We start from the raw sequence: 22803 nt of genomic DNA, 5'->3' as shown, positions 1-22803 counted from the left end.
AAATATACGGAATTTACGTTACTAACCTCGTGTCCAATGTTTTAAGGATTGCGGAAGCTTTCAGTAGGCATTCTTCATACTCCTTTTTTGGATCGGCATCGATGGTTATCGCTCCACCGGTGTGGAAAGATAAATATTGCTTTTTGGCATTGTAAAGTAACGAGCGTATAACTACATTGAAATCAAAATCGCCTTTAGGGTTAAAATAACCTAAAGCGCCTGCATATATGCCACGTTTGCTGTTCTCGTAACGGTCACATAATTTCATAGCACTAATTTTAGGAGCTCCGGTCATCGAACCAGCAGGGAAGGTGTTACGGATAACTTCTACATCCGATATTTCAGCTTTTTTTTGGCAGGCGATAGTAGAGACCAATTGATGAACTTGCTCAAATGTTTGCACTTCCAGTTGCCTTTCTGCTTTTACAGTTCCTTCTTGTGCACTGCGCGTTAAATCGTTTCGGACCAAATCTACAATCATTACGTTCTCTGAAATTTCCTTCGGACTGTTTTTTAATGTTTCGATAATATGGAAGTCGTCTTCCGACGTCTTTCCACGAGGAGCAGTACCTTTAATAGGCTGAGAAATTAACGTGTTTCCTCGCTTGGCTAAGAAACGTTCCGGTGATGCGGATAGAATATAGTTATCCTTGATTTTGAAAAAGCAGGAAAATGGTGTAGGAGAAACCCTATTCAATTTTTGATATACGGCCAACGGCGACAATACAACATTTTCGGCGTAAAATTCCTGACAAAGGTTAACTTCATAAATATCACCTTGTTGGATATGTTTCAATAGCTGCTGGAATACCTCGACGTAAGCAGTTTCGGACATCCGCTTTTGGAAACAGATGTTCTTCGTTTCTTTTACTCCCTCATTTGTCGTATTGTAACTGGCTAAAATGTTGTGATATACGGTTTCTGGATCAGGGGCTTCAATTTGTACCTCGTTATCTTTGAAGTGTAAAACGACAGTAGGAATAAAAAAATAAGCTTCCGGAAATTCCAACCGATCGGGAAAAGATGTAATTAAATTCTCAATTTCATTTTTTAGGTCATAACTAAAAAAGCCAGGCATCCATTTATCAGGATACTTGGCTCTAAATTTTTCCAACGCTAGGAATACGTCTGTGTGCTCGTAGGCAAGGCAATCTAAGGCTTTTACGGCAAGTAAACTGTCTATTTGCGCATATTCATCGCTATAGCCATTGGATTGGAAGAAACAAACGTCGTCAAATTGTTGTGCCCATTGAAGCGCCTGTCTTTCGAATTTCTGCGTGTCAACCTGAAATACGGCTGTAGCCATGCGTATAGTATATTACAGTTCGATTGTCTGAACGCGGTCGGGTCCTACAGATAGATATTTAATGGGCACTTCCAGTGCTTTTTCCAAGTAAGCGATGTAATTTTTTAATGCGGTAGGAATCTCGTCTTTTGAACGGATGCCCGTAATATCTTGATTCCAACCTGCTATTTCTTCCAAGACAGGTTCTGCCTGGTTGGTGATAATTTCATAAGGCATATAATCAATGGTCTCGCCGTTGTGTTTGTAATGCGTACATACATTGATTTTTTCAAATGTATCCAATACATCGGCTTTCATCATGATCAATTCAGTTACGCCGTTTAGCATGATGGCATACTTCAACGCCGGAATATCAATCCATCCCGTGCGGCGCGAGCGTCCGGTAGTAGCACCAAATTCGTGTCCTACCTGGCGTAATTTTTCGCCGGTTTCATCATCTAACTCTGTGGGAAATGGTCCGCCGCCTACACGGGTAGCATAAGCTTTGAAGATACCGTATACTGCACCGATTTTATTTGGTGCTATGCCGAGTCCGGTGCATGCTCCGGCGGTAGTGGTATTGGATGAAGTAACAAACGGATAAGAACCGAAATCTATATCTAGTAACGTACCTTGTGCACCTTCGGCAAGTACTCGTTTACCTTCTTTTAGATAATTGTTGACTAAATGTTCGGCGTCTACGTGTGGAATCGTTTTGATAAAATCAATGGCGTCCATGAAAGCAGCTTCCTTTTCAGAAAAATCAGGAATCTCACCATAGTGAGAAAGAATTTCCAAATGCTTGGCTTTTAATTTTTCGTAGCGTTCTTGAAAATCTGGAAGGGTTGTATCTCCTACACGCAAACCATTTCTACCGGTTTTATCCATATAGGTCGGCCCAATTCCTTTAAGTGTAGAGCCGATTTTACCGGCCCCCATTTTTGATTCGGAGGCTGCGTCCAGTAATTGGTGCGTAGGAAGGATTAAATGTGCTTTACGCGCAAGAACCAAAGTCCCTTTGCCCACTGGATCGAATCCGGAAGTACGTAGATTATCTAATTCGCGTTTCAAGATAATAGGGTCGATAACAACGCCGCCACCGATAAGGTTAAGTGTACCTTCATTAAAAATACCGGATGGAATAGTATTCAGGACAAATTTCTTGTTATCAAACTCTAATGTATGTCCGGCGTTGGGGCCACCTTGAAAGCGGGCAATTAAATCATATTTGGGACAGAATACGTCCACGATTTTTCCCTTTCCTTCATCGCCCCATTGCAGGCCCAAAAGCACATCAACTTGCATAATATTTGAAATATCGATATTAAAATTTAAATGATACGTTTAGAAAAAACACAACAAACTGGTCTTTTCTGAACAAAGGTAATACAATAATTGGCGATTACCACATTAATTTGAAATTACCGGGCTTCTGCCTTTTTTGGGTGTACTTGCGGTATTTTCCGCATTTTTCGTTTGGCAATCTTCGCATATACCGTACAGGTTAAGGGAATGGTGCTTGATGTCAAATTTCAACAAATCGCCCATCAAACTTTGGATTTGGTTAATGCGGGGATCACAAAACTCAACAACCTTGTTGCATTCAATGCAGATAACGTGGTCGTGTTGTTTGAAACCGTAAGATTTTTCAAACTGGGCCATGTTGCGGCCAAATTGATGTTTTGTCACCAAATCGCAGGATACTAACAATTCCAATGTGTTATAGACAGTTGCGCGGCTTACCCGATATTTTTTATTTTTCATGTGGATATAAAGGGATTCCACATCAAAGTGATCGGAACGGGAGTAAATTTCTTCCAAGATAGCATAGCGCTCAGGCGTTTTTCTCAGATTCTTATTTTCTAAATAAGCTTCGAATATTTTTTTTACCGTTTGATAGTTTTCGCCTTTATTCATATAAATAGTTGTTAAAAAGAGCTCATCCAGCTCGTTTAAATCTCCCACAAATTTACCAATTTCATTTCTAAAAAACGACGGTTTGCTCCTGAAGTCCGATCTTATATTTAATTATCTGCTTCATAGCGCGTTATACCGGTTATTCCGCTAATTTGCTTTAACGTCTTCATGAGATCTTCCAATTGCTCGATGTGATTTACAAATACCATAATGTTTCCTTCAAAAATCCCCTCATTACTGGTTATGGATAGTGAACGTATATTGACGTTATATTCTTGTGATATAACGTTTGTTATCTTATTAATAAGTCCCACATCGTCAATTCCCACAATACGTAACCCCGTCAAGAAAGCGACATTCGGTTGAGAAGAAGCCCATTTTGCCTTGAGTATCCGATATCCGTAACTAGCCATGAGCTTAGAGGCATTGGGACAGCTGGTACGATGTATTTTAATGCCGTCATTCACTGTTAAAAATCCAAAGATATCATCTCCCGGAATAGGATTGCAGCATGGTGCTAATGTGTAATCAACCTGTTGGTAATCGTCTCCAATAAGAATGGTATCGATTTCTTTCTTGTTGATTTTCTCTACCAAGCCAGAAACATGTGAACTGAAATGGCTTTGTCCAGGTGTATTCGATTTTTCACTTTCTGCGTATTCGCGTAGGTTTTTTATGTCGATGTTACCCTTTGCTACGTTGTAGAAAAGTTCTTGGGAGCTAGGATACTTGAAGTAATTGGCGATTTTATTGATGTTGTCTGTGTTGTAGGTGATTTTTAAGGATTTTAATTTGCGTTCTAGAATCTCCTTACCGTCCTCTGCAACACGTCTTTTTTCTTCTTTTAACGAAGACCGTATTTTTGATTTCGCTTTTGCCGTAATAACGAAAGTGAGCCAGTCCTCCTTCGGTGTTTGCTTGCTGGAGGTGATAATTTCAACCTGATCCCCGTTTTGCAACGGGTGGCTGAGCGGAACTAACTTGTGATTGACCTTAGCACCTATACAGGTCGCACCGATATCGGAATGTATTTCAAATGCGAAATCTAATGCCGTGGCCCCATTTGGTAACTGAACCAATGTGCCCTTGGGAGTGAAAATAAATATCTCGTCAGAGAACAAATTCATCTTAAAGTCGTCCACAAAATCCATTGCGTTCTGCTCCGGACTACTTAATAGGTTCCGAACATTTTGTATCCACTGATCCAATCCGCTGTCGGAGTTTGATTCTTTGTACTTCCAATGTGCCGCAAACCCTTTCTCTGCGATTTCGTTCATACGTTTTGTACGAATCTGTACTTCTACCCACTGGCCTCGCGGTCCCATTACGGTGGTGTGCAGCGATTCATAACCATTTCCTTTTGGGGAAGAAACCCAATCCCGTAGGCGATCCGGATTAGGTCTATACAGATCGGTAACGATAGAATATACTTTCCAACATTCTGTTTTCTCTCTTTCTGCAGGGGTGTCAATGATAATCCGGATGGCGAACAAATCATACACTTCTTCAAACGGGATAGATTTTTTACGCATCTTATTCCAGATCGAATAAATAGATTTTGGACGTCCGAATACTTCTGCTTTGATACCCTGTTCTTCTAGTATTTTCTTAACGGGTTCGATAAAGTCAGTTACAAATTTTTCGCGTTCTGCCTTCTTTTCATTCAGTTTTCGCGCGATGAATTTATAAGTATCTGGGTCGGTATACTTCATAGAGAGGTCTTCCAATTCAGATTTTATAGCATAGAGACCTAGGCGGTGTGCAAGAGGAGCGTAAAGATAACTCGTTTCTGAGGCGATTTTTAGCTGTTTATGCCGTGCCATAAACTCCATTGTGCGCATGTTGTGAAGGCGATCCGCAAGTTTGATTAAAATAACACGTACATCATCTGCTAACGTTAGCAGCATTTTACGGAAATTTTCCGCCTGCATGGAGCTATTGGGATCGAAAATTCCTGATATTTTAGTTAGCCCATCAATAATGCGAGCTACCTTTTTGCCAAATTGCGCCTCTATGTCTTGTAAGGTGATAGACGTGTCCTCCACGACATCGTGTAGCAATGCACAGACGATGGAGGTTGTCCCCAACCCAATTTCTTCTGCCGCTATCTGTGCAACCGCTATAGGGTGGTATATGTATGGTTCGCCTGATTTACGACGCATGTCTTTGTGGCTATCCAGCGCAAGGTCAAAAGCTCTGCGGATCTCTCGTTTATCACCCCTTTGCAAAGTAGGTTTGCAGGCTCTAAGTAATGCGCGATACCTTTTCCTAATTTCCTTATTTTCTGCCTCGATATCAATCTCAAATTCTTCCATGTGCGCAATGAAAATAGTTGCTTTTATGTTTTTTTGTTCGTAATTTTATTGTTGTTTTTTCGTCTGTATGAAACGGTGGAAAAACAATATATAAATATAGCAAAATTTTATGTGTTTTGGAATACATTAACATTTTTTAGCGGGATGAAGCGATCTTTTGTTTGGGGTTTATTTTTGGTTTTCCTACTGCCCTTTACGGGCAAAGGGCAGACGTTGCAAGTTCCCCATTACGGAGAAGGAGAGGGTGAAACATTGCAGCATTATCCTACTACCCGTTTGGAAAGTGGAGAAGTTGTTCCTTGGTTTCCTATAAAAGATGTCATCGTTACGGCCAGACGTACGTTTAAGACAGAAGAAGAGCGGTTAAGCTATCTTCGTTTAGAACGGAATGTGCTGCGGGTGTTACCTTATGCGATTTATGCACAAAAACGATACGAACAATTGGATCGTGAAATTGCACTTGCATCGTCCAAAAGAGAGGAAAAACACCTAATAAAGACTTGTGAAGATGAAATCAAAGAGAAATTCAGAACAGAAATAAAAAACCTTAGTGTTTCCCAGGGAGCGATCTTAATTAAGCTTGTGCAACGCCAAACGGGAAACAGTAGTTATGAGCTTGTGCGAGAGATGAAAGGAGGTCTTTCTGCTTTTTTTTATCAATCAGTAGCAAAAGTGTTTGGACACAACCTAAAATCGGTTTATGATCCCGAAGAAGATTATGAAATCGAAAATATTATCCGGAGTTACGAGCGTGTACGGCCGATAAAGAATTTATATAATTATTAACTAATAGAAGGGAAGGCTATGCGGACGGTTTATGATTTTCACGGGCTACAGTTTAACGGAGAGAAGAAATCGTTGCAGGATTATTCTGGCAAAGTTTTGTTGATTGTAAATACAGCGAGCCAGTGTTTTTTTACCAAGCAATTTAAATCGTTAGAACAGTTATATCAGAAATATAAAGACGAAGGATTCGAAATTTTAGCTTTCCCATCTAACGATTTTCGAGCGCAGGAGCCGATGACAGGTTTACAACTGGAAACGTTTTGCCGTATACAGCAACAGGTTACTTTTCCCGTGTTTAAACGTATACATGTTGTGGGTGAGTATTGTGATCCGCTGTTTAGATTTCTGTCTGAAAAAGACCTAAATGGGCGTGTAAACGTTAAGCCGTTATGGAATTTTCACAAATATCTCGTAAACAAACAAGGAGAGGTAATAGACTATTTTTATAGTTTGACAAGCCCTCAAGCGAGGCGAGTAATGTCAAAAATCGAAAAATTGATTGCAGAATGAAATAGCGGTTTCACCCTATGCCCTATACCCTTTGCTCTCACTTGCCGAATTTTACTTAAATGCCTACTTTTGGCACAAAAAGAAACGCACTATGAAGTTGGATTTACTGGTGATGACTGTTCATCCCGATGATGCCGAATTAGGGGCCGGGGGAACAATTGCAAAATATGTTGAAGCGGGTAAAAAGGTAGGTATCGTCGATTTGACACAAGGCGAATTGGGAACACGCGGTACGTCCGAAACCCGGAAGCAGGAAGCAGCGAAAGCAGCTGAGATTCTAGGCGTGCAGGTTCGCGAAAACCTGGGATTGCGGGATGGTTTCTTTGCTAATGATGAGGAAAGCCAACTCGTTATTATTCGTGCGATCCGCAAATATCAACCTGAAATTGTGATAACCAATGCATTGGAAGATCGTCATCCCGATCATGGACGAGCAAGCAAATTGGTTAATGATGCACTTTTCCTAAGCGGACTGCGCCGGATTGAGACGATTTATGAAGGCCGGCCCCAAGAGACCTTTCGTCCGCGCCTTCAATTGCAAGTGATTCAAGACAAATATATCCAACCAAATATTCTAATAGATATTACAGATTTTTGGGAAAAGAAAGAGCAGTCTATTTTAGCTTATACGACGCAATTTAACGTGTCGGGAGATGACGATGAGCCACAAACTTATATTTCGAATCCCGATTTCATGGAATCGACACGAGGTAGAGCCGCGGAATTGGGTCGAAATATCCAGGTCAAGTATGCCGAAGGTTTTACCGCACGTAAGCTCTTAGGCGTGCATGACATTTTTCAATTGATCTAACAGATAATTGTATCTTTGTCTCATGTCAACAGGATTAGTTTCGCAAGATACGATCGTAGCTTTAGCGACGTCGCCGGGTGTGAACGGAGCAATTGCGGTTATCCGTTTATCCGGTCCGCAAGCGATTACGATCACCAACGCTATATTCAGAGGGAAAGATCTCCTAAACCAGCCGTCTCATACGATTCACTTTGGGACCATACGAGATGGGAGTGAAATAATTGATGAGGTATTAGTTTCGCTTTTTAAGGGCCCCCATTCCTACACCAAAGAAGATGTGGTTGAACTTTCTACCCATAACTCAAAATACATCATCGAACGCCTGATAGGTCTATTGATAAAGAAAGGAGCCAGGGCCGCGCAGGCAGGAGAGTTTACATTGCGAGCGTTTTTAAATGGTGGTATGGACTTATCGCAAGCAGAGGCCGTTGCGGATCTGATCGCTTCAGAAAACAAATCTTCCCATGAAATAGCGATGAACCAAATGCGTGGGGGAATCAGTAATAAGCTACAGCAAATGCGCGAACAGTTGATAAATTTTACGGCGCTCTTGGAACTTGAACTGGATTTTGGCGAAGAGGATGTCGAATTTGCAGATCGAACACAATTCGAAACCTTAGTGCAAGAGCTTAAAATGCACGTTACGAAGCTCATTCAGTCATTTGCATATGGAAACGCGATAAAACATGGAGTTCCTGTCGCCATTGTAGGGAAGCCCAACGCGGGGAAATCAACATTGCTCAATACATTGCTTGACGAAGAGCGCGCTATCGTTAGCGATATTGCTGGAACCACCCGCGATACCATTGAAGAGTCTATAAATTTAGATGGAATTACCTTTCGTTTTATCGATACAGCGGGATTGCGGGAAACAGTGGACACCATAGAGGCTATTGGTGTCACCAAAGCTAAAGAAAAGGTCCGACAAGCGAAGATCTTATTATATTTATATGATGATAGCGACAGTACCGCGGACGAAGTTATTGTGCAGATAAAGGAGCTATATTACGACGGTCTGATTGTTATTTTGGTTCGCAATAAAATCGATCTACATGGTGGGTATCATCCTAATGAAATGGATACAATTATTACCGATGCCTTATTTACCAATTATAGCGATTCGCTAATAGCGATTTCCGCTAAGGATAGCGGTAGCGTTGAAGCTTTGAAAAATGTTTTGCTAGACAAGATCCGCGAAATGGCGATGGAGGACCAACAGATTATAACTAATACCCGTCATGTTGAAGCACTAGAGCATGCCTTTACTGCGCTCGAACAAGTGGAACAAGGATTGGGCATGCATCTTCCGGGTGATTTACTTGCTCATCACGTGCGGGAAGCATTAAGACATATATCTAGCATAACAGGAGATATCGATGTTGATAGAGATATCCTGGGAACGATTTTCGGTAAATTTTGTATCGGGAAGTAGGATGTTTATAAGTAGGCATATCGTAAAAAGATCCTGAAGAGATACTTCAGAATCTTTTTTTAATAATCTAATTAATTAACTAATTAGGTGTGCTATATCATTGTCTACGTTAGAGAATGTTTTTCAGCGTGTCTCGCTACTAATAGCGATTAATGGTGAAAATACCTGTTTCCGATGGCATTTCTTCTTCGTCAAGTACAATTACACTCCCTCCATGATTAAATGCCAAACATGCCAATTCATTTATTACATCGGTATGCTGCCCATCGGTTTGTACTATTTTACGTTCCACAACGTCGATATGACCGTCGATAGATTTACCATTCTCTATACAAAGCACATCTACCTTACCATCGATAACGTCTCTCACCACATCCCCCGGATCTAAACTACTTAGGTTTTCCGGCAAAGCAAGATGGTAACGCTCTAAAAGCTCCTTTTTTCGTTTATCGCGTATTTTGTCAAAAATTTCCTGTACTTTTTCCAATAGCGCATTCTTGTTCAAGGATTGTGGGTTGAGCTGTATATGGACGGGGGCAAAGTTGATGTGCTTGCTGATACGTAAAAAATGCGTATGATGTTCAGGTAAAGCTGCCAATAGTATGGGGATATGCTGTGGAATAGGATAATGTTCCAAAATCGCCTGATCTACCCGTCTGAAAAACCTGCCCATGTTGATATCCTCTTCCTGACTTATTTCCATATAACCATGTAGACCGGCACCTTCCACGACATTGCCATGTAAATGGTTGTTGGTAAGTTCATCTCCTAATGTCTCTCGCATGGTAGTTGGTACTTTATCTGCTATATCTAGTTTTTCTAGATGGTATTTGTCCCCGCGGTAAAGTTGCACGTCGTCCAATCCCAAAGCAAGAAGATAATAAGGTTGGTTTTCGTGGTATAGCTTAAACAAAGGTTTGACACAAAAGGAGTCTGCTACACAGACTATTTCCTGCACCTTTTCTGGCAAACGTAAGATCTGTATATCGTGTTTAGAGATAAAGATGGCAAGGCCCTCATCATTATAATCCCAAAACGCCTTGTCATCTATTAATTTTTCCAGTGGCAGGACAAGTTTTTCGTGGTCATGGAGTTCTTTGTCCTTAATATATTGCAGTGTCTTTTTATAGAGATTTTTAAAAGAGATAGGATCGGTTGCATTTGCAGGGTGTATCCGGTGAGTGGGCATGTAGATCGAGATACAAGGTTCATCTTGAATTGCCGTCAGCTCTTTCAGTAATTTCAAATCGATTATCTGCATAATAGTTGTTTTTAATGAATGCATTAATTTACGTAATTAGAGTGTTGCCTCAATATGAGGAATTCTAAATGTAAAATTCCTTTTCGTTATATTAATAGCTTCTGTACTATTTATAAAACAGTGTAAATAAAGAGATGTTTAAAAAAGTTGGTGATAATCCTAATAAGCATAAACAAAAAGATACCGGAGTGAAAACTCCGGTATCTTTTAAAAGGTAAGACTTTTTCACAATAATCACGCGAAATACGCGTATTTCGGTTAATGGAAATGTATAAATACCTAAATTAACTTTAAGAACAACTATAACAGGGGTTTTATTGTTCAACAATTGGTTTAAATAATATACTAAGTTTTATAATAAATTGTATAGCTATGAAAAGAATTATTTTTTTTACACTTATGTTTGGTTTGCTAGGCACTGGATGTGGTGGGAATAGAAGTGAAAATTCGGACTCGATCGACAGAGGAGATACGATGGGAGACCAGCATTATAGAAATGGAAGATCGACGACAGATACCACGATAAGAGATAGTGTAGATTCCGTGTTGCCTCCTACACCTCCGCCAGCTACACCTTAATTCATAACTCGATCATATGTTGGCGATATTGTGCCTATCTTTTGGCAAACAATAGTTATTAATACATGGTATGACATTTAATATATTAATGATACTGACGTCCCACGAACGAATGGATGGGACAGATGCTATGACAGGAGTTTGGTTAGGAGAAATGACGGATCCTTATTACGAGTTTGTCGATGCTGGTTTTAACGTGACGATGGCTAGCCCGTTAGGAGGGGAACCTCCGCTTGATCCAATGAGTAAACTGACGGAACATATCACAACTTCTAACAGACGTTATCTAAATGACAAAGCAGCACGACAGCAATTTGCAAATACACTAAAACTGGAAAATATGCACGCCTGTGCTTTTGACGGCGTGTTTATTTCCGGTGGACATGGTCCATTATGGGACTTAGCCCGTCACCCTGCAGTTGGCCGATTGTTGTTGGAGTTTGTAAAAGAGGATAAACCTATTGCAGCAGTTTGTCATGGACCGGCTGCACTGCTTCCGTTAGCGGACCTTTATCCGGGCTACCTAATTGGAAAGCAGCTCACAGCATTCTCCAATATGGAAGAAACATTGGTCATGCGTCACAATAATATTCCTTTCGAATTGGAATCACGACTGAAAGAATATGGGGCAGACTTTAGTGCAGCCAAGCTACCATTTAGTCCGCATGTCGTGTTAGACGGACAGCTTATTACAGGGCAAAATCCTTTATCTGCAGCATCTACAGCCCAAACTATGGTGGAACTTCTGACATATCCCAGGTAATCTCGTATAGTTTCTTTAAAACTTTATGACGACGGGCGTGTTGATTTCAATAAAAGGATAAGTATGGCAAAGCTCGCGGACTATAAGAAGAAAAGAGATTTTAAACAAACGAAGGAACCAAAAGGTAGTAGTAAGCGAAAGGATAATCAAGAAAAAAAGTTACGGTTTGTCGTGCAACGGCATCATGCCTCTCGCTTACATTATGATTTTCGGTTGGAGCTGGACGGCGTGTTGAAGAGCTGGGCTATTCCCAAAGGGCCGTCTTTATACCCAAAAGATAGGCGATTGGCCATGCAAGTCGAAGATCATCCGATAGATTATGCCTCTTTTGAGGGGATTATTCCAAAAGGTAATTATGGCGCTGGGGTGGTCACTATTTTTGATTCGGGATATTATGAGTTCACTGAAGCAAAGAACGCAAAAGAATTTTTGCTGGACCTAGAGAAAGGTTCCCTAAAATTCAAATTACAAGGCCATATTCTTCGTGGTGAATTTGCATTGGTACGGATGAAAGGGCAGGAGGAGAATGCCTGGTTACTCATAAAACATAAAGATCGATACGCATGGGATGAACCTTACAATAGTGAGGATAGTGTAAAACAAGTGGTTAAGCAGGCTGGTGTAGATTTTAAAACTAACCAAAAATCGAATACGGAAGAATTCCCGAAACCGATGTTCGCAAAACTGGCAGAACATCTTCCTGAAGGACCGGAATGGCGGTACGAAAAAAAATACGATGGGTTTCGTATTTTGGCCATGAGGAACGAAATGGGTGTTCAACTTTATTCGCGAAACGGGAAAGATATGAATACAATGTTTCCATCGCTGGTGACAGAACTATCTTCCTTGGATAGGCATGCGTGGATTGACGGAGAACTTGTTATTGAGGATAAACAAAAGAAACCACATTTCCAATTAATCGCCAGTGGTGAGCCTATCCCAAGTCATCTAAGATTGCGCTATTATATCTTTGATATACTCCGTTTAGAAGACGAATCCGTAACGGACTATGCGCTTAAAGAGCGTGAAGAGTTACTTGCACTGTTATTTCGTCGTCTCAAGAAACCTAAAATTGTTCAGTTAACGCAGATCTTAGAAGGTACAGCCCAACAAGTCAAAGCAAAGGCCGAAAAGCAACAATGGGAAGGAGTTATCGCGAAAGACGTCGATAGCACCTACTTACAAGGTAAACGTAGTAGCTCTTGGACAAAATTTAAGTTGCGGAATAGCCAAGAAGCTATCATCTGTGGTTATACGTCGCCGCAAGGGAGTCGTTTATTTTTTGGCGCTTTGGTGCTCGGTCATTATCGGGAGGGGGAGCTGGTATATATCGGCAACTGTGGTACAGGATTCAATGCGAAAAATCTTAAAGATCTCTACACTGCAATGCAAGAACATGAGCATGCACACAAACCATTTGACCAAGACGTGGCGGTTGCGAAAGAAAAGGAAGTGACCTGGCTACGACCCATATTGGTTTGTGAAGTGTATTATAGCGAATGGACAACAGACCATCATCTACGCCATCCGGTATTTAAAGGGTTGCGACAGGATAAAGATGCAGAAGAAATTGAAAAAGAGAGTCCCATGAAAAATGAAAAAAATAACGATGTATTAACGATAGGTCGTAAAAAAGTACAATTGACCAATTTAAACAAAGTGTATTGGCCAAAAGAGCATTATGTTAAGGGACAGATGATAGCCTATTATGAACACATGGCCGATTATATACTTCCATTTATTAAACATAAACCGATATCCATGCATCGCTTTCCAAATGGCATTACAGCAGCAGGTTTTTTTCAGAAAGATATGGACACTGAAAATATTCCTAGTTGGGTAAAAACAGTTCCTATACATTCGGAAAGCACAGGAAAAGAAACTGATTATATTATTTGTAATGATAAAGCAACCCTTCTTTATATTGCTAATTTGGGATCTATTGAAATTAATCCGTGGCTTTCGACTTATCAGAAACCTGAATATCCAGATTTTGCTGTGCTAGATCTGGATCCGAACGGAGCTGATTTTCAAGAACTGATACAGGTAGCAAAGACAGCACATGAAATCTTTGAAGAACTGAAAGTACCGGCGTTTTTAAAGACTTCCGGATCTACGGGATTCCATATCTATGTGTATTTAAAAAAGAAGTATACATACGAGGTCGCGCGGGATTTTATTGAGTTGGTCGCTCAAATGGTTCAAGAAAGACATCCGGACACGACAAGCTTGGTGCGCGATCCAAAAAAAAGGAAAGGAATGATTTATCTAGATTTTCTGCAGAACAGAAGGGGACAGACGATCGCGGCACCTTATTCCTTACGACCCAAAGAGGGAGCAACAGTCAGTACACCTTTGCGATGGGAAGAGTTGACACCTAAACTGCGCATTGCCGACTATAATATTATGACCACGTTAAAACGAGTGAAAGAGGTAGACGATCCCTGGGCAAGTTTACAGGATAGTGCGGTTAATATAAAACAGGTGCTTGCCAAACTTTAGGCCAAACTAGCCTTCAATTTATTCAACAAGTCTGTCGATTTTGTATTCTCCACTTTCATTTTACGGATAGAGGTGTGCTTTCCTTTGGATTTCTGTTTGATAATTTTTAGTAAATCACTGGTATACTCATTTTTATATTTTGATATATCAAAAGGTTGGCTATGCTGTTTGATTAATTGGAGAGCCATATCCATTTCCTCTTTTTTCAATCGGGTATTACCTGGTAAATTTAATTCATCCGTAGATCGAATTTCCTCTTCAAATCTGATTTTGTTGAGCAAAAGCATATCCCCATATGGTTTCACTATAGCAAGATGTTCTACGTTGCGCATGACAAAAGACCCCAATCCGGCGGTCTTGCTTTTTTCGAGAGCTTTAAGGAGAAGCTGATAAGCTTTCGTTCCTCCTTTTTGGGGTTCAAGATAGTAAGGTGTGTCAAAATAAATGCTGTCAATTTCATCCATCTTGACAAAGGAATGTAGATTTATCATTTTGTTTTTTTCTGGGCTGGCCTCTTCAAAGTCTGAATCTTCTAGAATAACATACTTGTCTTTAAGTAAGTAACCTTTAACAATATTTTCCCATTTCACTTCTTTGCCCGTGCTCTCGTTGACACGCTTGTATTTGATGTTCGATTTGTCTTTTCTATCTAACATATCTAAATCCAGCGAACTGCTTTGCACAGCGCTATATATTTTAACCGGGATATTAACCAATCCAAATCCTATTGCTCCAGTCCAAATAGCTCTCATAATATTTTGTTTATTCCTATTACTAAGAGAACAATACTTTGTTAAAAAGGTTCTTTTTAATCTTGTACTCACCTCCATATCACCGCATTATTACTTAGGTGTATTTCTATGGGGGGATTAGAGGGGATTAATAGAGGTTGCATCTATATTAACCCCCTATTATACCCCTACTAACCCCCTATTAACCCCCTGTTAATATATAATTTAGATATAAGGATGTTATACGATAGACGAAACTGAAAGAAATGTAAAAAATGAATGTTTCAGGTGTTGATATATAATTTTATGTTTTGGGTGTCCGCCATATCCAGAATAACCCCCAGATGAAAGCTCCCAATCCTACGGCAAAGCTTTGCAGTAAAGTACCTCCGTGCTCAATCCACAACTTAGCAAGCCACGGGCCTATTAATTGTGATCCGGCGTAAATAGCAATAAGCGCAGCGGACAATCTCGGTCCCTGATGTGGTTGAAAATACCTTGCTAATCTTTGCGTACACATAACCGATCCTAAAAATCCACCACCTACTAAAATTGCGCATGCGATTACGCCGGCTCCCGGTGGGATTAGCAATACGGCGGCTACTCCCAGCGCTTGCAATATATATGTATAGATCAGCGCAAATCGGTCTCCGAATCGATGCCCGATCCAGTTCCATAGAGGGATGGAAACCAAGCATGAAAGGGACGTGATAGCCCAGACATTTTTTATCCATATACTATCCTCTGATATCGTATCGTGGGCTAGTGTAGGAAGAAAAGTCATAGGTAAAATATAGCCTAAACCTGCGCCGATATAAGAAAGAAATAGTGGCGTGCTCCGTCGGTCGAAAAGTGCACTATTCTGTGTCTGTCGTCGGTCTTTGTCTTTATAGTCGGGTCTTTCCACTTGAACCTTTACGAACTGTGTGGTGCTGTAAGCTGTTAATAACAAGGAGACAATAGCTACTGGAATCCAACGATGTTCCGCTTGAAAAAAAGTTGCGGTCGAATCCACTAATAACCCGCCTGCCAGTAACCCGCCAGCCACACCAAAATATACTAAGCCACTTAATTGCGGTTTGTTGTTCATGATGAACCACTCCAACAGTAAAGCCGGTGCTAAAACAAATACAATTCCATTGGTAACTCCGTTTAGAAATCGTAATAGCAACAACAAATCAAAGTGCGAAATAAAACATTGAATTGTGGTGATCAATACATTTCCCACTAAACCAATCAATAAGTACTTCTTGATAAACTTTGGTTTGGAGTATCGTACCGCAAGTAGCGCCCCAATTAGATAGCCAAAATAGTTTATAGTTGCCAAATCAGCACCTTGTGTGATGGTCAACATATTATCGCTGATAAAATATGGCAATAAGGGCGTGAATGAAAATCTACCTAATGCATGCACTACAGCGAGAGCAGCAATACCCGCGAACAAATAGCGGACGGCTTTTTGTTTAATTGAATCTTGTGTTATATGTGCCACGGATATATACTTATGGCTGTCATTTTATTTGCCGGCGCAAGATAATAAATAGTTTGAAGGGGAAGAATATTCTATGATTTCAAAAACAATTTTCACGGACATTTATTCTCTTATTATACGATAAGGAAGAGTAGACATATTATGGCAATTATTGGAGAAATTATTAAAAGGGTAATTGATGTGAACGGCTTGATCAATAGGGACTCTACCCCTTGGGAGGCCCAGAAGCAAGTTTTGTTGGATATGCTGGATGTAGCAAAATACACTGCTTTAGGAAGAGCGTACAATTTTAGTGATATACTTGTCGATACGGACCCGGTGAGATATTTCCAACAAGTCGTACCGATATTTGACTATGACAAGTTACACGCGGCGTGGTGGCATTATCTGCACGAAGGGCATGAGAACATCACTTGGCCGGGAGGTCAACGCTATTTCGCCATGAGTAGCGGGACAACCAGCAATAGCAAAGCTATTCCCGTGACCGATGATATGTTGAATGCCATCAAAAAGGCCGGGATACAACAGATTTTAAGTCTGAAGAATTTTGAACTTTCAGGAGATTTTTTTGAAAAGGATATCATGATGTTGGGTAGTAGCACGAAGCTTGTGGAGCACAATGGGTTCCTAGAAGGCGAAATCAGTGGTATATCTGCTGCTAACTTACCCTTGTGGTTTCGAAGGTTTTATAAGCCTGGCAGGAAAATAGCGGCCACCCAAGATTGGGACCAGCGTGTGCATAAGATAGTTCGCGAGGCAAAAAAATGGGATATAGGCAGCATGACCGGAATTCCATCGTGGTCGGAAATTTTGATTAAAGAAATTATACGTTATAACAAGGTTGATACGATACACGATATCTGGCCCAACTTACAAGTTTACAGTACGGGCGGGGTGGCTTTTGGTCCTTACCGCAAGAGCTTTGAAAAACTATTTGCGAAACCCATGATTTATATCGACACCTATCTGGCGTCGGAAGGTTACTTAGCCACCCAGAAGCGTCCGGATACCGATGCAATGGCGCTTATTACCGACAACGGCGTCTTCTTCGAGTTTGTTCCTTTCGCTTCCGAAAATATGGATGAGGATGGATGTGTGAAGCAGAGCGTGCCCGCGTTAACGATTCGAGAGGTGGAAGAGGGTGTTGAATATGTATTATTAATTTCTACTGTGGCGGGTGCTTGGCGGTATATGATCGGAGATACTGTTATTGTGAAAGATAAAGAGCGCGCGGAGATCATTATAAGTGGACGTACGAAGCATTTCCTCAATGTGGTCGGCGAACAGCTTTCTGTACATCAAATGAATCTTGCAGTCCAAAAATTACAAGAGCTGTTCGGTTTGGAGATTGGGGAGTTTACGGTCGCTTCTATTCGCCGAGGAGGTCGCAGTATCAATAAATGGTATCTCGGAGCGGAAGGCGGAGATTGGGCTATCGATGACCTTGCCAACGCACTTGACAACGAGCTGCAAGCGGCTAATAAAAACTATGCAGTTGCTAGGCATCAGACCCTAGACGGTGTAGAAGTGGACATTATACCAATAACACACTTTTATCAATGGAGTGAATATTATAAAAAGCTGGGTGGGCAAACTAAAATACCGCGTGTGATGAATGAGCAAGATTTTGAAGAATTCGAAGCATTTATAGCTAATCTATGATATGTTTACAACATACTTAGCCAGTGTCTTCTTCGCGGTTTCGCTGAATTAGTGCTACTTCGTCGGTTAAAAACTCCTCTTTCTCCGGTGTTGTCTTCTTTTCCATCTCAGATACGAGTTCAACAATATCATCTGGAGAAAGATAGAGACGAGCGATTTTCGCTTTATAACGCGTAGATAATTCACTGTGTCCAAGGATGAATGTCTTGGTAGATAAAAGATATGAGGCCATACCTCGGTTGACTGCGAATGTATCCGCTACGCGTTCTGCTTTCCGTACGTATCGTTTAGACACCCAATACAACAGACCAAATTTTGCAACACCCCATACTGTTCGCTGCTCGTAGTCCATAATATGCCCCAGTTCGTGACCAAGCCATCCAATCAGCACCTCCTCCGGTAGATGATGGATGGGCTCAATGCTTCGCGTAAGCTTAAATACCGGGCTGATTAATATAGCATATGTGCGTTTGTTGCGGGACTGTAAGAGCGTGTTTACTATTGGACGCGCCGCCATTACCGATTTCTTTAGTTTTCGGCTAAATACAAATCGAATGTGTGTATTTTCGAGTTCTGGATAGTGGGATAGCGCCTTGAGGACTAATTGCTCAATAATTTTAGGGATTTTCTTGTTTTTGGAAAACCCTTGTAAATGTCCATTTATATGAGTTGCTCTATCTGTATAAATCCCCATAACTTTTTACATACTAAAAAATACGCCTAAAGCTCCTTTCTTAATCTTGCTACCGGAATATTCATCGCCTCCCGATATTTGGCGACTGTGCGCCGTGCAATGGTATATCCCTTTTCTTTTAGAATTTCTGTTAGTTTTTCGTCCGCCAACGGTTTGTGTTTATCCTCATTGGCAATGCATTCTTCTAATATTTTCTTTACTTCTTTATTAGAGACCTCTTCTCCAGAATCTGTTTGAATGGCCTCAGAGAAGAAAGATTTTAGCAGGAAGGTACCAAACTCGGTCTGTACGTATTTGGAGTTAGCGACCCGTGATACAGTTGAAATATCCATTTCAATCTTATCGGCTATATCCTTTAATATCATGGGCCTAAGGAGCCTCTCATCTCCCGTAAGAAAATAATCGTATTGGTATTCCATAATGGCATTCATGGTCTTCAATAAGGTTTGCTGCCGTTGTTTGATAGCATCTATAAACCATTTAGCAGAATCCAACTTTTGTTTGACAAACTGCACCGCCTCCTTCATTTTTTTATCCGTTTTTTCGGCTTTTTCGTAATGGGCGAACATCTCTTGGTAATTTCGAGACACCCGGAGTTCTGGAGCGTTTCGTCCGTTGAGCGTCAAGTGGAGTATGCCGTCGTTGTTCGTGATATGGAAATCGGGGATAATATGAAGCTGTTTGTTTGTTGAGGCTCCCGAATCACCTGGTTTAGGGTTTAATTTTAGAATCTCGTTGATGATATCTTTAAGTTCTTCCGAATCTACCCCCAATTGCTTTTCGATCTTGTCATAATGTTTTTTGGTAAATTCTTCGAGGTAATCTTCAACCACTTTAATAGCTTGATTAATAATGGGGTTGTTTTGATCTTTTTTACGTAATTGTATAAGTAAACATTCTTGTAAATTACGTGCTCCTATACCTGCAGGCTCGAAATCCTGGATTACTTTCAATATACTTTCTACTTCTGCTTCTTCTGCAATCACGTTTTGCGAAAAAGCAAGGTCATCGATCAAGGAAAGTATCGGACGTCTCAAATAACCATCGTCATCCAGGCTACCGATGATCTGTTGTCCGACGAGGTAATCTTGATCTGATAAAGCAAGTAAATCTAGCTGATTTTGTAATAACTCGAAAAACGAATCTTGGACAGCTATTGGAATTTCCTTTTTGTCATCATCATCATCATTTCCATAACTTGTGGAATAATCATTGTAGTCATCTTCTTGGATATATTCATCTACACTAAATTCTTCGTCGAATTCGTTGTCTTGGCTTTCGAAATTCTCTTCCGGATCGTGGTCTGGGTATTCCTCAACGGGATCGTTCATATTTGCCAAGCTTCCATCTTCCAAAGCAGGATTTTCCTCTAGCTCTTCCTTAATGCGAGCATCCAGAGAGACTGTAGGTACCTGTAACAGTTTTATAAACTGAATCTGTTGCGGCGAGAGTTTTTGTAATAATTTTTGCTGTAATGTCTGCTTTAACATGCTTTATGCTTCTTTTGCATGGGTAAAAATACTTAAATAAATCAGAAAACTAAAGTTCGTCCTATTGGACTAATCTAAAATAGGTATAATTATTGAGGGAGAATAGCTATCGCTGTGAAATTTACATGGATGTATTAAGTGTTAAAATACGTTAATTTCAAAAACCACCATTCGTTTTTTTATTTTGTATAGCTTTTTTTAGAAAAACAATTTCCATATTTACTGTATGTTTAAAAGGGTTAAAAACAAAGTTGTCTGTTACTTTTTAATAACGGTCTATAGCCTTATTATATTGGTGTGTGCTGTACAGCTAAACTTCTTATGGTTATTTGGATATTCCCCAACAAAAAAAGACATTGTACTGCCAACACTTCATGTTTCGTCGGAGCTATACACTGCGGATTCCGTATTAATAGGTCGGTATTTTGAGGAGGATAGAGACCCTGTGGGCTATGATAGCATTTCAGAAAACATTTTAAATGCGCTTGTGGCCACAGAAGATGTTCGTTTCTATAAACATAATGGTGTAGATTTTATTGGTCTGTTTTCTAGTGCTATATCTACATTGAAAGGTGACAAGCGTGGTGGGAGTACTATTACACAACAGCTTGCCAAGAACCTCTATCGAACACGATATAACCAATCCCAGGGTCTACTTGGATATATTCCGGGATTGCGTATGGGGGTTACGAAATTTAAAGAATGGATGACTGCTTATAAACTGGAAAGCAAATACGAAAAAAAGGAAATTATCACCATGTATCTAAATACGGTGTCGTTTAGTAATAACGCCTATGGTATTAAATCTGCTTCGTTACGATATTTCAATAAGCAACCTAACCAATTATCTGCTACAGAAGCCGCTGTGCTAATAGGCATGTTAAAGGGAACAACGCTTTATAACCCTATTCGTAATCCGGACAAATCAAAAGAGCGTAGAAATGTCGTGCTAAGACAGATGCAAAAAGAAGGATATATCAGCGAGGAGCAGTATATTTCATTTGCCAAAGAACCATTAGATTTGAATGTTAACAACCCCGATAGAGGCGGAACGAATGATTCTTATCTGCGTGCGGCCGTCGAAAAATGGCTGGAAAAATGGAGTGAGGAGCATGATGTCGATATTTATACGGCTGGTTTAAAGATATATACAACGATTGATTCGCGTATGCAGCAGTTGGCAGAAGAAACAGTAACCAAGCAGATGAAAGGGCTGCAAGAGCGCTTGGACAACACGTGGCGAAATGAGGAACCATGGCGAGATAAAAGCGGAGCCGTAATTTCTGGCTTTTTGGAAGACAAGGCGAGGAAATTGCCCGGCTATACATCGTTGATGAAGCTATATGGTGATGATGAAGAAAAGGTATTCCAAATCATGCGTAAACCTAAGGAAATGACCATTTTCACATGGGAAGGGGATAAGAAAGTAGAGATGTCCACGATGGATTCATTGAAACATTATGTGAGCATGTTGAATACCGGTATGATGGCTATGGACCCTTATAAAGGGGAGATTAAAGTATGGGTGGGAGGTATCAATCATCGTTACTATAAATTTGACCATGTAAATCAGGCAAAACGACAAGCAGGCTCTACGTTTAAACCTTTTGTTTATTTGACAGCGTTGGAAAATGGTATGGAGCCTTGTGATAAATATGAGGATAAACCTGTACGCTTAGACTTTGTAAACAAACAAGGCGAAAAAGAGGTTTGGGAACCAAAAAATGCCGATTGGAGTTTTTCTTATCGTAATATGTCGCTTCGTTGGGCAATGGCTCGTTCTCTAAACACAATCACAGCGCAGATAACAAAGGACGTGGGCTGGGATAAAATTGTGGAAACGGCACATCGCTGTGGAATCGAGAGCCATTTGGAATCTGTGCCATCGGTAGGACTTGGCTCAAACGATGTGTCGGTGTTTGAAATGGTGAATGCTTATGCGACTTTCCTGAATGAGGGAAAACGGCTGGAACCGGTTCTCGTTTCCGAGATTTACAATAATGAAGGAAAGCGCATAGCATCTTTCAAAACAAAAGAAAAGCAGGTTGTAGATCCCGAGAACGCATGGTTAATGACATATATGCTGCGTGGTACGATAGAAGAGCCAGGGGGAACATCGCAAGCACTTTGGGAATGGGACCTTTTCGGCAATGAAAATCAGATCGGAGGAAAAACGGGTACTTCGTCTGATTACGTTGATGGATGGTATATGGGCGTGACAAAAGACTTAATTGCAGGTGTTTGGGTCGGGTGTGATGAACAAAGCATTCGTTTTAAAAGCTCCCAAACGGGAGAGGGGTCTAAAACGGCTTTACCGATATACGCTGCATTTATGGAAGCGCTATATAAGCGACCAGAATTAGGTGTCACAAAAGGCAAGTTTCCAGATCCTAAGGTAGCGATTAAGAAGGAATACAACTGTCCCAGCCCACGGATTCGCGTAGAGGTGCAACGTGATAGTACGACATTGATAGAAGACGAACAAGCAGAAAGCTTATTCACATTCCCGGAAGTGGAAGCATCAGAAGAGACAGAAATAAACGAAATAGAAAGATAATTTGTATTTTTGAAAA

18 protein-coding genes are annotated in these 22803 nt (G+C 40.6%); 9 read left to right on the top strand and 9 right to left on the bottom strand.

Annotated features, from left to right (window positions below; translation table 11 throughout):
• Positions 1 to 13: 13 nt before the first annotated feature.
• The 4 genes from C5749_RS04275 to C5749_RS04260 all read right to left on the bottom strand — a co-directional run bounded on the left by C5749_RS04275 (position 14) and on the right by C5749_RS04260 (position 5517).
• Positions 14 to 1306: an anthranilate synthase component I family protein gene (locus tag C5749_RS04275; protein ID WP_105723308.1), complete on the bottom strand. Its 1293-nt coding sequence runs from the start codon at positions 1304 to 1306 to the stop codon at positions 14 to 16.
• A gap of 12 nt (positions 1307 to 1318) precedes the next feature.
• Positions 1319 to 2590, bottom strand: coding sequence for an adenylosuccinate synthase (locus tag C5749_RS04270; RefSeq protein ID WP_105723306.1), 1272 nt, complete (start codon positions 2588 to 2590; stop codon positions 1319 to 1321).
• Between the two features lie 105 nt (positions 2591 to 2695).
• A complete protein-coding gene (locus tag C5749_RS04265; protein ID WP_105725207.1) occupies positions 2696 to 3202 on the bottom strand; it encodes a Fur family transcriptional regulator in 507 nt (168 codons plus the stop codon).
• Positions 3203 to 3309: 107 nt separating this feature from the next.
• Complete coding sequence (locus tag C5749_RS04260; protein ID WP_105723304.1) at positions 3310 to 5517, bottom strand: RelA/SpoT family protein; 2208 nt, start codon at positions 5515 to 5517, stop codon at positions 3310 to 3312.
• Positions 5518 to 5661: 144 nt separating this feature from the next.
• Here C5749_RS04260 and C5749_RS04255 point away from each other — a divergent pair, with 144 nt between their 5' ends.
• From C5749_RS04255 to mnmE, 4 genes are all read left to right on the top strand, one after another.
• The gene (locus tag C5749_RS04255) at positions 5662 to 6303 is read left to right on the top strand and encodes a DUF4294 domain-containing protein (RefSeq protein ID WP_105725205.1); all 642 of its coding nucleotides are present in this window, start codon (positions 5662 to 5664) and stop codon (positions 6301 to 6303) included.
• Between the two features lie 18 nt (positions 6304 to 6321).
• Complete coding sequence (locus C5749_RS04250) at positions 6322 to 6813, top strand: glutathione peroxidase (protein ID WP_105723302.1); 492 nt, start codon at positions 6322 to 6324, stop codon at positions 6811 to 6813.
• Positions 6814 to 6904: 91 nt separating this feature from the next.
• Positions 6905 to 7624 (top strand): bacillithiol biosynthesis deacetylase BshB1, encoded by a 720-nt coding sequence (bshB1, locus tag C5749_RS04245; RefSeq protein ID WP_105723300.1) that lies wholly within the window; start codon positions 6905 to 6907, stop codon positions 7622 to 7624.
• A gap of 22 nt (positions 7625 to 7646) precedes the next feature.
• Positions 7647 to 9056 (top strand): tRNA uridine-5-carboxymethylaminomethyl(34) synthesis GTPase MnmE, encoded by a 1410-nt coding sequence (gene mnmE, locus C5749_RS04240; protein ID WP_105723298.1) that lies wholly within the window; start codon positions 7647 to 7649, stop codon positions 9054 to 9056.
• 139 nt (positions 9057 to 9195) lie between these two features.
• Here the strand turns inward: mnmE and C5749_RS04235 are convergent, their stop codons facing one another.
• Positions 9196 to 10317, bottom strand: a complete 1122-nt coding sequence (locus C5749_RS04235; protein ID WP_105723296.1) for a baeRF3 domain-containing protein — start codon at positions 10315 to 10317, stop codon at positions 9196 to 9198.
• A gap of 372 nt (positions 10318 to 10689) precedes the next feature.
• Between C5749_RS04235 and C5749_RS04230 the strand changes: the two genes are divergently transcribed.
• From C5749_RS04230 to ligD, 3 genes are all read left to right on the top strand, one after another.
• Positions 10690 to 10896, top strand: coding sequence for a hypothetical protein (locus tag C5749_RS04230; RefSeq protein WP_105723294.1), 207 nt, complete (start codon positions 10690 to 10692; stop codon positions 10894 to 10896).
• 70 nt (positions 10897 to 10966) lie between these two features.
• Complete coding sequence (locus tag C5749_RS04225) at positions 10967 to 11659, top strand: type 1 glutamine amidotransferase domain-containing protein (protein WP_219847892.1); 693 nt, start codon at positions 10967 to 10969, stop codon at positions 11657 to 11659.
• Between the two features lie 63 nt (positions 11660 to 11722).
• Complete coding sequence (gene ligD / locus C5749_RS04220; RefSeq protein ID WP_105723292.1) at positions 11723 to 14161, top strand: DNA ligase D; 2439 nt, start codon at positions 11723 to 11725, stop codon at positions 14159 to 14161.
• Here ligD and ku read toward each other — a convergent pair.
• Entirely contained in the window at positions 14158 to 14913 is a 756-nt protein-coding gene (gene ku / locus C5749_RS04215; RefSeq protein ID WP_105723291.1) for a non-homologous end joining protein Ku, read from the bottom strand. The genes ligD and ku overlap by 4 nt on opposite strands.
• A 283-nt stretch (positions 14914 to 15196) precedes the next feature.
• Entirely contained in the window at positions 15197 to 16384 is a 1188-nt protein-coding gene (locus tag C5749_RS04210) for a YbfB/YjiJ family MFS transporter (RefSeq protein ID WP_219847891.1), read from the bottom strand.
• Between the two features lie 141 nt (positions 16385 to 16525).
• Between C5749_RS04210 and C5749_RS04205 the strand changes: the two genes are divergently transcribed.
• Complete coding sequence (locus C5749_RS04205; RefSeq protein ID WP_105723288.1) at positions 16526 to 18046, top strand: GH3 family acyl-acid amido synthetase; 1521 nt, start codon at positions 16526 to 16528, stop codon at positions 18044 to 18046.
• 16 nt (positions 18047 to 18062) lie between these two features.
• Here the strand turns inward: C5749_RS04205 and C5749_RS04200 are convergent, their stop codons facing one another.
• A complete protein-coding gene (locus C5749_RS04200) occupies positions 18063 to 18740 on the bottom strand; it encodes a M48 family metalloprotease (RefSeq protein WP_105723286.1) in 678 nt (225 codons plus the stop codon).
• A gap of 26 nt (positions 18741 to 18766) precedes the next feature.
• Positions 18767 to 20230 (bottom strand): RNA polymerase factor sigma-54, encoded by a 1464-nt coding sequence (gene rpoN, locus C5749_RS04195; RefSeq protein ID WP_105723284.1) that lies wholly within the window; start codon positions 20228 to 20230, stop codon positions 18767 to 18769.
• Positions 20231 to 20456: 226 nt separating this feature from the next.
• On the opposite strand from rpoN, the gene C5749_RS04190 reads away from it, so the two are divergent.
• Positions 20457 to 22787, top strand: coding sequence for a transglycosylase domain-containing protein (locus tag C5749_RS04190; RefSeq protein WP_105723282.1), 2331 nt, complete (start codon positions 20457 to 20459; stop codon positions 22785 to 22787).
• Positions 22788 to 22803: the final 16 nt, after the last annotated feature.

This window comes from Sphingobacterium gobiense (assembly GCF_002980575.1).
GTDB lineage: Bacteria > Bacteroidota > Bacteroidia > Sphingobacteriales > Sphingobacteriaceae > Sphingobacterium > Sphingobacterium gobiense.
Note: the sequence above shows the minus strand (reverse complement) of the source record. Positions and strands in the feature narration are given on the sequence as shown.